The 13,593-nt window shown below is 55.2% G+C and carries 12 protein-coding genes; 4 read left to right on the top strand and 8 right to left on the bottom strand.

The window, feature by feature from the left end; genetic code table 11:
* Positions 1-134: 134 nt before the first annotated feature.
* From RHM56_RS09350 to RHM56_RS09325, 6 genes are read right to left on the bottom strand one after another with little or no spacing between them, the layout of a single operon-like run.
* Complete coding sequence (locus RHM56_RS09350) at positions 135-1,457, bottom strand: allantoin permease (protein WP_322240782.1); 1,323 nt, start codon at positions 1,455-1,457, stop codon at positions 135-137.
* Between the two features lie 29 nt (positions 1,458-1,486).
* Complete coding sequence (locus RHM56_RS09345) at positions 1,487-2,485, bottom strand: biotin-dependent carboxyltransferase family protein (protein ID WP_322240780.1); 999 nt, start codon at positions 2,483-2,485, stop codon at positions 1,487-1,489.
* Positions 2,482-3,354: an allophanate hydrolase subunit 1 gene (locus tag RHM56_RS09340; RefSeq protein ID WP_322240779.1), complete on the bottom strand. Its 873-nt coding sequence runs from the start codon at positions 3,352-3,354 to the stop codon at positions 2,482-2,484. Before RHM56_RS09340 ends, RHM56_RS09345 begins: the two co-directional genes overlap by 4 nt.
* Positions 3,351-4,724 carry an acetyl-CoA carboxylase biotin carboxylase subunit gene (locus RHM56_RS09335; RefSeq protein WP_322240777.1) on the bottom strand — a complete coding sequence of 458 codons (1,374 nt, stop codon included), beginning with the start codon at positions 4,722-4,724 and terminating at the stop codon, positions 3,351-3,353. The genes RHM56_RS09340 and RHM56_RS09335 overlap by 4 nt, the downstream gene beginning before the upstream one ends.
* A 9-nt stretch (positions 4,725-4,733) precedes the next feature.
* Positions 4,734-4,979: an acetyl-CoA carboxylase gene (locus RHM56_RS09330; RefSeq protein WP_322240776.1), complete on the bottom strand. Its 246-nt coding sequence runs from the start codon at positions 4,977-4,979 to the stop codon at positions 4,734-4,736.
* Between the two features lie 56 nt (positions 4,980-5,035).
* Positions 5,036-5,794, bottom strand: a complete 759-nt coding sequence (locus RHM56_RS09325; RefSeq protein WP_322240774.1) for a 5-oxoprolinase subunit PxpA — start codon at positions 5,792-5,794, stop codon at positions 5,036-5,038.
* A 125-nt stretch (positions 5,795-5,919) separates the two neighbouring features.
* Between RHM56_RS09325 and RHM56_RS09320 the strand changes: the two genes are divergently transcribed.
* From RHM56_RS09320 to RHM56_RS09310, 3 genes are all read left to right on the top strand, one after another.
* Entirely contained in the window at positions 5,920-6,837 is a 918-nt protein-coding gene (locus tag RHM56_RS09320) for a LysR family transcriptional regulator (RefSeq protein ID WP_322240772.1), read from the top strand.
* Positions 6,838-7,113: 276 nt separating this feature from the next.
* On the top strand, positions 7,114-8,796 hold the full coding sequence (locus RHM56_RS09315) for a pyridoxal-dependent decarboxylase (protein ID WP_322240770.1): 1,683 nt from the start codon (positions 7,114-7,116) through the stop codon (positions 8,794-8,796).
* A 77-nt stretch (positions 8,797-8,873) separates the two neighbouring features.
* Positions 8,874-9,998, top strand: coding sequence for a nitrilase-related carbon-nitrogen hydrolase (locus tag RHM56_RS09310; RefSeq protein ID WP_322240766.1), 1,125 nt, complete (start codon positions 8,874-8,876; stop codon positions 9,996-9,998).
* 536 nt (positions 9,999-10,534) lie between these two features.
* Here RHM56_RS09310 and RHM56_RS09305 read toward each other — a convergent pair.
* Together RHM56_RS09305 and RHM56_RS09300 are read right to left on the bottom strand one after the other, a co-directional pair.
* Positions 10,535-10,756, bottom strand: coding sequence for a hypothetical protein (locus RHM56_RS09305; RefSeq protein ID WP_322240764.1), 222 nt, complete (start codon positions 10,754-10,756; stop codon positions 10,535-10,537).
* A 352-nt stretch (positions 10,757-11,108) separates the two neighbouring features.
* Positions 11,109-12,005, bottom strand: a complete 897-nt coding sequence (locus tag RHM56_RS09300; protein ID WP_322240761.1) for a LysR family transcriptional regulator — start codon at positions 12,003-12,005, stop codon at positions 11,109-11,111.
* A gap of 95 nt (positions 12,006-12,100) precedes the next feature.
* Here RHM56_RS09300 and RHM56_RS09295 point away from each other — a divergent pair, with 95 nt between their 5' ends.
* Positions 12,101-13,513, top strand: a complete 1,413-nt coding sequence (locus RHM56_RS09295) for an MFS transporter (RefSeq protein ID WP_322240757.1) — start codon at positions 12,101-12,103, stop codon at positions 13,511-13,513.
* Positions 13,514-13,593: the final 80 nt, after the last annotated feature.

The raw sequence follows: 13,593 nt of genomic DNA, 5'->3' as shown, positions 1-13,593 counted from the left end.
GGGTAGGCCAAGTGCATGAGGGAGATTTTGTGTCGTGAGCTATGGGCTTACCACCTCCGTTCAGACGATGAAAACAGGGGCTCGGGTCTGATCATCAAGGCGACTGAATAGCCGCAGATTCCGAGCCGCCCCCCCTACTCTAGCGACGCCGTGCCTATCCGGCTGCGATGGGACAAAGCCACCTGCAAGGCAAACGCAACAATTGCCGTCAGCGGTGCGCTAAAGCTGCTCAAACCAGCCCCGGCAAACATCAACCCCAGCCCCAGAGCCGTGGCGCCAAACCAGGCCATCAAGCCCGCCGGGTTGAATGCCGGTACCTGCTCGAGCGCTGCCACGTCACTGCGCCCATAAAGAATCTGCGCCAACGCCACGCCTACCCAGGCCACCACAAAAATACCTTGATAGGCCAGGGCCTTGAGCAAATAGCCAAACACATCGGCGAGCATCAAGACGTATACGATCACCCCCACCACCAGCGCCCACATCAGGTAAGAGCCGCGCAGGCCAAAGCGCGCAAAGAATGCCTGCATGTTCAGTGTTGCCAAGTAGTAATTGGCCGTATTGATCCGAGTTTGCGTGGCCCAGACAAACACCAGCCCCCAGAGGCCCATCAACTGCAAAATCGCCAGCACCACCGAGACCTCGCTCAGCGCGCCGTCATGGGGAATGCTGCTGACCAAATAGATGCCCGCCGCACCATTGAGCAGGAATGTCACGGCATAGAACGGCATGCCGAAGTTCCAGCGGCCATGATACTCAGCGTCTTCAGGCTTGCCGAAACGGGCGTAGTCGAAGGTGAACAGCATCAATATCCACACGCCCATATACGCCACAAAACACTCCCACCAGCCGAAAGCACTCGGTGTTGCCGGGCCGAAATCCAGCCATTGCGGCTGGTAGCCATACCGGCTGACCGACAGCCCCACTGCCACCAGCAACCCACCCAGGTATACCGGCAGCAGTACGCCGTTGAACTTGTCCAGCCAGTGCTGCACGCTGCCCAGAATCAGTGGCACGCTGTAGAGAACCACGATCAGCGCAGCCACTGGATACGCCAGTTGCGGGTACAGGTGATTGAATGCCACCGCGATCACCGAGCCTTCGAACACCGCGTAATAAATCGCAGTCGAGAAGAAGATCAACGTCGCCAGACACGCGCCAGTGCTGCCAAACAACAGGCGCGAAAACAAGGCCACCGATAAGCCGCTGCGGATTGCAAAACGGCTGAGCACGCTGTTGACCAGCCCGTAGCTGATCACCGACAACAGCATCCCGATCAGTGCATTGCGCGTGCCGTGGGACAACGCCAGCGACGCACCAACGACGATATAGAACATCGCGCTGCACACCGCCCACCAGGCCATGGTCAGTGACAATCGGCCCGTGCGTGCTTGAGCGGGTACAGGGTGCTGGGTCGGGTCTTGTTCGGTTTGACTCGATTGCGATAACGCTGCCATAGGGGTGAACTCCAAAACGGATCAAGGGTTCAGGCGCGAGCAACCTCCTCCACGCCACAAGGGAACAGCCTGCTCAGACAACTGAGCTTCTTCTTATAGGAACGCCGCGCTTGCAGCGCTTCTTCGAGGGTCACCGCCACAAAGCGGGCTTTCTGGTTGGGTTGCATCTGGCCGATCAAGTCGAGGTCGGCGCTGATCACTGTGCCGATCATCGCGTAGCCGCCGCCAGATACGGCGTCGCGGTGCAACACGATGGGTTCGAGCCCGGCAGGAACCTGAATCGAACCGATCGGGTAGCAACTGTCGACGATGTTTGATGGATCGGAACCGGCGCCGAACGGTTGCTCACGCGGCACAAAGCTCAGCGCACCGGCGCCCTTGAAGCGATAGCCGATGCGGTCGGCCTCCGAGCCGACCGTCCAGGGTTCGGCGAAAAAACGCTGCGCCGCCGCTTCGCTCAAGCGGTGGTAATACAAACCCGGCACCACGCGCAGGGTGATTTCGCCGCCCAAGGATTGGCGCAACGCCATGGGCAGGCTGGCCCCGGCACAGCTGTTGCCGCTGGCCGTGCCCACCGGCAATTGGTCGCCCGCGAGCAAGCGCCGACCCGCAAACCCGCCCAGTGCGCCGAGGGCATAGGTCGAACGGCTGCCAAGCACCACTGGCACATCAATACCGCCAGCCACAGCCACATAGGTGCGAGCGCCTACAGTGGGGAAATCAAAGCGCAGCACTTGCCCGGCCCTCACCGCGAACGCCGTGTCGGCGTGCATTAGCTCACCATCGAGCCGGGCAGTCATGTTCGCGCCACACACGGCCACCAGCGCATCCTGCGTAAACTCCAGCTCCGGCCCCAACAACGTGCATTCAAGCGCTGCCGCCCCAGGAGGGTTACCCACCAGACAATTGGCGGCGCTCAAGGCGTATTGATCGAGCGCGCCGGAAGGCGGAATGCCCAAGTGGTAATAACCTTCGCGGCCCAGGTCCTGCACCGAGGTGGCGAGACCGGGTTTGAGTACCTTGATCATGCCAATACCTCCTGCAGCGTCCTGGGATAACCGACCGGGTCGGCCAGAAATTCATCCAGCGAAAACTCCACTGGCCGCATCCGCAGATCAAAACGCCCTGCCGCCACCTCGGCCACCGCCTGGTCATAGGCTTCGCGATCCATGGGTCTGAACTGCACGATGTCCCCCGGGCGGAAAAACACCATGTGGTCCTTCAGGTACGCCAGCTTTTGTTCAGGGTCGTAGATCGGGGCTGGCGTGACGCCAAACATCTGATACCCCCCGGCGCCACGCACCGAGTAGATACAGCCAAAACAGCCGCCATGGCCGAGGGTCAATTTCGGCGTGTCCGTGCGAGGCCGCAGGTACTTGGGCACTTGCAATTGACGCTCGCGCTCAACCATCTGGAACATGAACGGCAAACCGGCGACAAAACCGACCATCGAGACAAACCACGGCGCACCGCTGTGGGCCGCGATAAAGGCATCGACATCAGCCAGGCCGTTGATTCGTGCAGCGTATTGCAGATCTGTGGCGGTCGGATCCTGATGCCGATCACGAAAACGCATCAGGGTTTCATGGGTCCAGGGGTCGTTGTAAAGCACCGGAATTTCGATGATCCGCGTGTGCAACGTGCGCTCGGCAACTGCTCCGGCCTCGGCATTTTGCACGGCCTGCAGCAAGGCATCAGGGGCAATGCGATCCGGGTCAAAACGAATCTGGAACGATGCGTTGGCCAGACACACATCCAGTACACCATCGAGCGCCAGTTGCTCGACCGCGCGGGTAACTGCCATACCTTTGAAAAACGCTTCAAGGGACATGCTCTCGCTGACTTCGGCAAACAGGTGCTCGTCGGCACCGAAGCTATAACGGATTGGATGGTTCATGCCTTACCCCCGCCACGGCGTTCGGCCAGCCAGGTTTCCAATGTCCCCGTATTGAAATCGGCACGATGTAACCACGGCTGCTGTAACAGTTCGCGATGTAAAGGCAAGGTGCTGGCCATACCGCTCAGGGTGGTCTGTTCCACGGCCTTGAGCGCCCTGGCCAAGGCTTCAGCGCGATCGGCACCCTGCACGATGAGTTTTGCCAGCAACGAATCGTAGTAAGGCGGCACCCGGTAGCCTGCATACAGGTGCGTATCGACACGAATGCCCGCGCCTTGCGGCCAGATCAGTTCCTCAACCCGCCCTGGGCAAGGAAAAAAATCTCGCTCAGGGTCTTCGGCATTCAGGCGCATTTGCAACGCGGCACCCTTGAGCTGGATATCGCTTTGCTTCAACGCCAGAGGCTCGCCACCGGCAATGCGCAACATGGCCTGGACCAGATCGATACCGGTAACCAACTCACTGATCGGGTGCTCGACCTGAATGCGCGTGTTCATCTCGATAAAGAAAAACTCGCCGGTCGTGTCGTCATACAGGTACTCCAGAGTCCCAGCCCCCGTATATCCCAGTGACTCGGCCAAGCGCACGGCGCTGGTGCACAGCGTTTCGCGTTGCTGCGGATCAAGGGCCGGAGATGGCGCCTCTTCGAAGATTTTCTGCCGACGACGTTGCAGCGAGCACTCGCGCTCAAACAGATGCACCGCACGCTGACCATCACCCAGCACCTGCACCTCAATATGCCGGGCCTTGCTGATAAAGCGCTCCAGATACACCCCGCCATTGCCAAACGCAGCTTGAGCTTCGCGCTGGGCCCGAGGGAACTCATCACGCAACTGCGGGGCGTTTTGCGCTAACCGAATCCCGCGCCCGCCACCACCGGCCGAAGCCTTGATCAACAAGGGATAGCCAACGAACTCGGCGGCCTCAAGCGCCGAGTCGACGTCGACCAATTCACCCGGCGAACCCGGCACTACGGGCACGCCAGCGGCTTGCGCAGTACGGCGGGCCTCGGCTTTATCGCCCATGCGCCGGATGGTTTCGGGGCTGGGGCCAACGAAAATCGCACCTGCCGCGACAACCGCCTCAGCGAAATCGGCATTTTCCGAGAGAAAGCCATAACCGGGATGAACCGCATTGGCGCCTGTGACCTTCAAGGCACCGATCAATGCCTCGATACTCAGGTAACTTTTATCCGCCCGCGCCGGGCCCAGCACATGAACTTCATTCGCCAAGCGTGCCGCCAGGGAATCGCGGTCGGCTTCACTGCACGCCGCAACGGTGGGTATCCCCAGCGCGTGGGCGGCGCGGATTATCCGCACGGCAATTTCGCCACGGTTGGCGATCAGTAATTTGCGAATGCCTTGAGTCATGATCTGGCCTCACTCATCGTCAAGAGTGGCAATGACCTGGCCCGACTCAACCGGATCACCGTCTTGCACCAGAAAGGCGCTGAGGCGCCCGGCCGTTCCAGCGGTCAACTCACAAAACTGCTTCATGACTTCAATCAGGCCAATCACCGTGTCGGCACTGACCAGTGCGCCCACCTCGACGAAGCTCGGCAATTCGGGCGAGGCCCTGCGGTAGAACGTTCCGGGCAATTGGGTGATTACAGTGTGTTCGGCCATGTCTGTTTCTCTTGTAATAGTTTTAGAAAGGCAGGCAAAAAATAAAGCTGTGGACTTCAGCGCGGTGCACGAACCCTGATATCGGCCCCCTCGAGTGCACCGCTGATGGCTTGCCCCAACGCCAGAGCCCCCGGCGTATCGCTGTGCAGGCAAATGGAGTCGAACTCGATCGCCAGATCCTCACCTTCAACTGTGCGCACCACGCCCTCCCTGCAGGCACGCAGCACCCGTGCGGCAACCTGCGCCGGATCGTAGGGGCGCACAGCGCGGGTAAAGACAATCGAACCGCTGAGGTCGTAGTCGCGATCAGCATAAAATTCGCGGATAACCGGTTGGCCCAGCTCCATTGCGATCCGCCAGATCACCGAGCCAGGCATGCAATACAGCAACAGCTCCGGCTCCAGGCGCTGCAGGTTTTGCACCAGCAAACGGGCAGCCTCCTCGTCCCGAGCCAAGTGCATGTAGAGCGCACCATGGGGCTTGAGATGTTGCAGGACCACGCCCTGAACGCGAGCCAGCTCACGCAAGGCCCCCAGTTGGTAGAGGATGTCGTCGACCATCTCCTGGGGCGATGCGTGGATATGCCGGCGGCCGAAACCGACCAGATCGCGAAAGCCCGGGTGTGCGCCGATGGCCACACCCCGAAGCTTGGCCTGCTCGACGGTACGGCGCATGGTGCCGGGGTCGCCCGCATGAAAGCCGGTGGCAATATTGGCCGAACTGATCAGTTCCATGAGCGCATTGTCTACACCGTCGCCGAGGGTCCAAGGGCCGAAGCCTTCGCCCATATCCGAGTTGAAATCCACTGTTTGCATGGCAGTTGCTCCTGGCGCTTGTGACCGCATGCACGCTAAATTAGGTTTCTACTGACCCCATGGAAAGTTCTATTAATCGATAGGATGCCTTCTGAAAAACAGATGGCTGTTCGCCCGGAGTGCTCATGTCACTGACCCTGCGCCAGGTTCGCTATTTCGTCGCCACCGCTGAAATAGGGCAAATTTCCCAAGCGGCGATTCACTTGAACATCTCCCAATCGGCGGTGACCACGGCCATCAAGGAACTGGAAAGCACCGTCGGTACCCTGCTGTTCCAGCGCTCGGTGCAGGGCATGAACCTGACCGATGCTGGCCGACATTTTCTGAACCGCGCCTACGTGATTTTGCGTAGCGTCGATGACGCGTTGAACAGTCCCTTGCCTGACATGCGCGCCAGTGGTGTGTTGCGTCTGGCGGCCAGCTACACAGTGATTGGCTACTTCTTGCCGCACCATTTGCAACGGCTCGAACACTGGCACCCGGACGTGACCATCGAAGTGCACGAACAAGAGCGAACCGCCATCGAACAGGGGTTGCTGGATGGGCGATTCGACATGGCCGTAGTCCTTATCGCCAACCTCACCCACCCGGCTATCGTCTCGGAGACACTGTTCAACTCCGAACGCCGCTTGTGGCTGCCCAGCCATCACCCCCTGTGCGAACGCCCGGCGGTCAGCCTGGCCGACGTGGCCAAGGAACCCTACATCCTGCTGACCGTTGACGAAGCGGAACAAAGCGCGATGCGTTACTGGGCGCAGGCACAGCAACAGCCCAATGTGCGGGTGCGCACCAGCTCCGTCGAGGCGGTGCGCAGCATGGTTGCCAATGGCAGCGGCGTGGCGATCCTGTCGGATCTGGTTCACCGCCCCTGGTCACTGGAAGGTAAACGCATCGAAACCCTCACCGTCACCGACAAGGTGACGCCCATGAGCGTGGGTCTGGCGTGGCACCGCGAACGGGCGTTCAGCCCCGCCATGCAGGCGTTTCGTAACTATTTCCACGATGCTTTTTTGGCGCCGCAGCAGATATCGGCGCGGCGTTGAGGATCACTCCACGCCATGGGGTTGATTCGAGGTATGGCCGTATCGTGTTTAACGCCCCCAACAGTCGGCAATCATTACTCTTTTATATATAGTGCGCAATCAAGAGCAGAACTTATTTACGTAAAGAGATAAGCCACAGAGAGCCCGGAAACTTCTGAAGTTAAGTTCCTCCACACTGTACAAATCAACAAGCACGACTGATATAGCAAGCAACTTTTCTCAGCTTGCAGCGCTCGTCGGATATCAGTCTTTGATTTTTATAGGTGGAGTACGAAAATGGAAAAAGAAATCAAATCTTCTCTTGACGGCAAAACAGTCTCTTCTCTCCAATCAACTATAGATGATCATTTGACACCCACCTATGGCCAGAAAGCATTTTCAGTGGCTATACCATCAGATACCCTTCCTGATTTACCCATGAGCCCACAGGCCGCTCAACGTCTTATAAATGATGAACTGGATATGGATGCCAGAAACTCAGCCGATCTGGGCTCATATATAACCGACTATATGGAGCCAGAAATCGACACCATCATCCATGAAACCTTGGGAAAGGTATTTATCGACAAGTCCGAGTATCCATTAACGGCTGAAATAGGTGATCGCGTCGCTCGCATGATTCAGTCTTGGTACCATGGCACACCCGCGACGACCCCCAACGGATTCATTGGCACTCCAACTATTGGTTCTTCAGAAGCGGTGATGCTGGGCATGATTGCCCACCGCTATGCATGGACAAAGTTGTGGCAAGCCAGGAAAAATAAAACCCCCGAAGGCTACCCACAGGGGTATTACCGCAAAGACAAGCCTTTTTTACTTGCAGCACGTGACATCCATACCTGCTGGAATAAATACTGCCTTTATTACAACACTGATGCACTGCTATTTAATCTGGCAGACAACAAATACACGCTCAGTGAAAAAGATGTCCGTGCGTTTCTAAACACTCCCCTTTCAAACCTGCTCGACCCTCCAAACATAAACCCGGAACACCAAGCCCTTGCACAAATGATTATCGAGGCCTGCGACTTTGATCCGATTGAGGATAAAGCCATCCTCGCGTTAAAAACCCCAGCAGAATTGGTATTTGTGGTGGGAACTGTCGTAGGCACAACCTTTACAGGTTCGGCCGATCCGGTTGCAGCCATCAATGATGTTCTGGTGAGTATGAAGTTAAACACATTTGCAGGTACTCAAGACGCCATCGATATTCCCATGCACGTTGATGCGGCCAGTGGTGGATTCTGCCTGCCTTTCTCAAGCCCAGCGCTCTTATGGGATTTCAGGCTGCCGCAGGTTCGTTCCATCAACGTATCCAATCACAAGTTCGGGCTGGTTTACCCTGGAGCCGGAACACTCGTATTCAAAGATGAGCAGGTTGTGGACCCAGCCCTGATCTATAACGTCACCTACTTGGGCGCCGCGTTCAAAGACTTTACCGTCAACTTTTCTCGCGGCAGTGCAATGGTCATTGCGGCCTATTACAACTTGATTCGTTTTGGAAAAAAAGGCTATCAAGACGTCATCGACAACTGCATGTCGAACGCCAAGTATTTTGCCAATTCGATCAATACTGGTCACGGCTCCCAAGACCACCTGCAGACAATCAGCCAAACCGACTTGTTCCCGATCGTGGTGTGGATCGACAAAAGAGCGGCGCCGTTAGCATGGACATTAACGGATCTATCTCAAGAACTTGAAAAGCGCGGATGGAAACTTCCCTCTTATCACCTGCCTTACACCAGCAGCGAAACCCCAGACGGCCCCCTTGCCATGCGCGTAGTTATCCGCCAAGACTTGTCCTATGACAAGCTGAGCATCTTATACCGTGACATTGCCAAGGCAATCAGCACACTGGATGCCAGAGGCGAGCATGTCGACATGCAGAGCCCTGGCATAAAACAACTTTTGCAAGCAGACAGAGAGCATTACACCTATGCAGGGTACCGCGGTTGCTAGCCACTCTTATCAAGTTCTTTTAGTTACTCGCCGCCGATCACCACAGCCGGACAACCGCTGACACTTGGAATATTTCCATGCGAAAAAATAAAAAACTCAAGCCCTATGCTCCAGTGATTCAAACTTATCTACGCGAATTAAATCCTCCTGCAAAAAACAAGGGAGTCCGCTACTCCATTGCGCAAGGCCCTAGCCAGGTAGCTACAGCAAGCTCCGTTAAAGCAGCCATCACATTCAACTTAGAGACCATGAATACCGCTTGCACATTAGCCGCTAAATTTGACGTTCAACTCATCAGTTTCCCTGAACTATTTTTGTCCGGCTATGAACTGAAATCTGCCGACATTGCCGCAGCCGCTGCCCAATACCTGCTTGAGCATAAATTTCATGAAACAGGAGGTCCGATCTCAGCGTTGGCCTTGAAATACAACATGGCGATTGTTTGCCCACTTCCCTATCAAGGTGTCGACCCCACAGGAAATCCCGGTGTATATGATGCCGCGCTGGTATTTGACCATACTGGCACTTTTCTTGGTGTCCAATTCAAAACACACCTGTGGGGCATTGCAGAATATAGCTGGTTTAGAACCCCAACCTATAACATGCAGAAATCCGTTTACGACCCACTCCAAAACCCTTACCGAACATTTGATATAAATGGATTTCCTGTAGGAATTGCCATTTGTTATGACGCCGAATTTCCTGAAGTCGCTCGTTGCTTGGCGCTAAACGGTGCGCTTTTAACTGTATTGCCAACAGCAGCACCCGCCTCAACGCTTCCAGGGCAAACCGAACCCTACCCTGATATTGCTTTGCACTGCATCCCCGCCAACGCACTTCACAATCAAAATTTCTGCAGTTATGGAAACCGTGCTGACTGGGAATATAGCCTTGAAGGTATTGTCCAGACACAGGTATTGCAGTACACCGGCAACAGCATAATCTGCGACCCCTATGGTTCAGCGCTGGTCCAAGCGGTACGCAATGAAGACACCTTGCTCATTGCCGATTGTATTATCTGCGACTTTCCAAGTACGCAACCTCCCGAAACAAGCTACATCATCAACCGCAGGCCTGACCTTTATAACGTATTGACCGAAACCACAGTCCCCTACCCGGCAGGAGAAACTTATACCTACCAGGTGAACCAGAATGATCCCCCTGCCCCAGCCACCCCAAATAAAAATCGTTGTGACCCATAAGCTGTATTAAAACCAACAAACAAGCGAACCTGCACTACAGCGATCTGATTGATGCTTGTAAGCACGCCATAAAGTTCACTTTCCAGCCGAAACCTGATGAGTGATTCTGTGCTCCCGATTTCTTTCAGGAGCCTGCAATCATGATGCAACCCGACCAACTTTGTAAAAGTGGGATTCATGGAGCGCTTACAATTTACCTAAGTAAAACTGACCAATTCTTTGTCACATCAATGGGTATCTGCCTGAGCTACACAAGGTGACTTCGGCAGACACTTACGCAGACCTCACCATTTACAGTGCGTATTCATGTGTCATCGTTGCCACGCAGTTTTAATGTGCCGACGCGTGCGGCACGCCAAACACTTCTCAGATAGTTAGCTGCTAAGTTTTTGGTATTTTATGCTCTGCTTCATGCGGCGTTAAAAACCTGGAGGGATATAACCAGGAACATAAGGAATATTGAGGCACTTCCCATGAAACACTTTCTCATCCTCAACTCTGAAAAGTACTATTTTTTAGCCTTGTTCACCGTCGCTTCAAGTTTGCAGTCCGAGCCATGACCCACTTTCTCGTAATACTCCGTATAGCATGGAAGGAAGATCGGCGACAAACACAGTATTGTTTTTCCCAGTGCCAACACCGTAAATAAGCCACCAATCGCCAATGGGATCCGCTTTATCAGCAAGCGCTGAAGTCGCGGCCGCCAGCAACGACACCAGCACTATGAGAGGTTTATTGATCTTAAATAACGCTGCCATACGCTTACCGCACCTCCCTAGACTAAAGTCCTAAATCAGAGATCCGTTTATATTTAACCAAACACACCACGCCACCACACTCAAATAGCAACTAAAAACCCAACAACTCTCTTGCAATAGGCATTATACATTTTGCACAGAAGATTCTCGCACCCATTGTTTTTAACGAGGCATTCACACTTCAAAGTAAAGCTACAACATCAGTAGCCTCATCATCAATTAGCACACCCGCACTAATAGTCTATAGCCACAGCTTAATCTTAAGTTCCACGTTCAACATAAACATAGTAAGCAGCCATTAAAAATTTTATTACCACAGGAAGAATAAGGGCCCGTGATTGCGCCAGTACGCTCAAAATGCTGGGATAGGGTGTCCCGTCAATAAGTTCTGCCCGTCAAATTCCCGCCCAATCATTTCAACAATGAATCCCATCACGTCGCGCAGCAGCGGCGAATGCCTTAAATCTGCATGCACAACGAGCCAAATCTCGGGACAAAAACATTCCCCCTCAAAAGGCAAACGCTGCAACTGCGGATCGGCGTCGCCAATGAAGATCGGCAAGCCAGCAACACCCACGCCCGTGCGCGCTGCGGCGTGTTGGGTGGTGATATCACTGACCTCACAAGCGATGACTCGGCCTTGAGCAGTATTGACCATCCATTTCTGATGAGGCATGTCGGCCAACCCCTCTTCATAGGTAATGAATGCCCAATCAGCAGGCGTTGCAAGATGTTCGTAGTCGCAGCTGGCATACAGCGCGAACGGCATGGCACCGAGTTTTCGAATGACATTATCGGGCTCGGTTGGACGGTACAGACGTAGGGCGATATCGGCTTCACGACGGACTAGCGATACGCTTTGCGCCTGGCTGACGATGGAGAGCTGCACCAGCGGGTACCGTTGACGAAACAGTCCCAACGTTCCCGCCAGAAAATTGCTGGCCAGCACCGGCGGAGCACTTAGCGTCACGCGCCCCAAGGTCGGTGACTGTTCAGCCCGCACTACCCGCTCTATCGCGAAGGCCTCTGTTTCCATTTCGGTAGCTAACTTAAGGACTTCCAACCCGATCGGGGTCAATCGGCATGAGCGTGGAAGCCGGTCGATAAGTCGCACCTGCAGATCACCTTCCAGCGCACTCAAACGACGGCTGACAGTCGCATGATCGACCTTCAGCGCCCGCGCCGCGCCCGACAAGCTGCCTGCATGAGCAATAGCCAGAAAGATACGGATACTCTCCCAGTCAAACATCTGTGCATTTTCTCCAGTCTGTAGTGCGCATTTGCTGAATTTTCGCACAGAGCGTCACCTCGTACTATACGACCTTCAAACAGGAGGCAGGTGCTATGCCAGCGATTTCCAGCTCTACATCAAGGCTTGTCCAGTTCGCAACGTGCCTAGGTTTTTTCATGGTCCTCATGGACGTCAGTGTGGTCAACGTAGCCTTGCAAGACTTGCGTCTGACCCTTGGTGCAGACATCACCGGCCTGCAGTGGGTGGTCAATGCCTATGCCTTGGTATTCGCCTCACTGCTGCTCTTGGCCGGCACCCTCGCAGACAAGCTGGGAGCCAAGCGCGTATTCATGCTCGGGTATGGCATTTTTTCAATCGCATCACTCGGTTGTGGGTTTGCCCCGAGTCTCGCAACGCTAATTGCCTGGCGCCTGGCTCAGGGAGTGGGTGCAGCGCTGCTGGTACCCACGTCGTTATCGTTGCTTCAGCAGGCATTCGATGATGACGCTGCGCGTAACCGAGCCGTAGGATGGTGGGGAGCTGGAGGAGGTATCGCACTGGCGGCGGGCCCGGTCATTGGCGGTTTGCTTATTTCCTCATATGGCTGGCGCAGTCTGTTTTTCATCAACCTGCCAATCGGACTCATCGGCCTGTGGCTGACCGCTCGGTATGCGCCCAAATCTCCAGTTCAGCCTGATCGAAGCCTCGATATCCCAGGGCAAATCACAGCCATACTGACCTTGGCCTGCTTCACATTTGCCCTGACTCAAGCAAGCCAACTGGGTTTGGCAAGCCCAACGATCTATAGCGCGATGTTGATGTGCGTGATGCTGGGCGGGCTGTTCGTCTGGCTGCAATCACACACTGCGCATCCGATGCTACCCATGACGCTTTTTCGCGATCCAGTATTAAGCAGCGCAGCCATCATCGGCATGCTGGCGAACCTAGTGTTTTACGGCATGGTTTTCGCGCTAAGCCTTTTTTTCCAAACCATCGAGCACTTCTCTCCTAGGCAGGTAGGAATCGCCTTCCTGCCGATGATGGCTGTATTGATGATGATGAATATCCTGGCTGGCAGGCTGGTGGACCGCATACACCGACGAACATTGGCAACCACAGGGCTGTTGATCGCTGCTTTCGGGTATCTACTGATGCTAGCCGCCCTGACTACCCACACCTATGGTTGGTTGGTTGTACCAATGCTGCTTGCCGGCAGCGGCATTGCGCTGACTATTCCTACTGTCACCAGTGCGACGTTGGCGGCCGTATCAGCCCGTCAGGCAGGCATTGCCTCTGGGTTGCTCAATGCAGGTCGACAAGTCGGTGGCATTGTTGGCGTGGCATTGTTCGGTTACTTGATCAGAGGTGAATCACCGCTGGTATTCCTGCCAGGACTCAATCACGCGCTGGTCATTTCGGTTATAGCATTGGTACTGGCGGCAGGCTTGGCATTTACTGGGCTCAGACCAGCAGGAGGCACCAGAATTTGTGGCACCAAATCTGCTGACAAAGACTTATCAGATTAAGCCGAGTGACTTCCGGCGCATGGGTTTAAAAGCGATTCGTCGTGAATCGCCCCGGGTTTCGTAGACACCTCTTTGCCTTA

It is taken from the genome of Pseudomonas sp. CCC3.1 (assembly GCF_034347405.1).
Taxonomy (GTDB): Bacteria; Pseudomonadota; Gammaproteobacteria; order Pseudomonadales; family Pseudomonadaceae; genus Aquipseudomonas.
The sequence above is the reverse complement of the archived record's forward strand: the minus strand, read 5'-3'. Positions and strand labels throughout refer to the sequence as shown.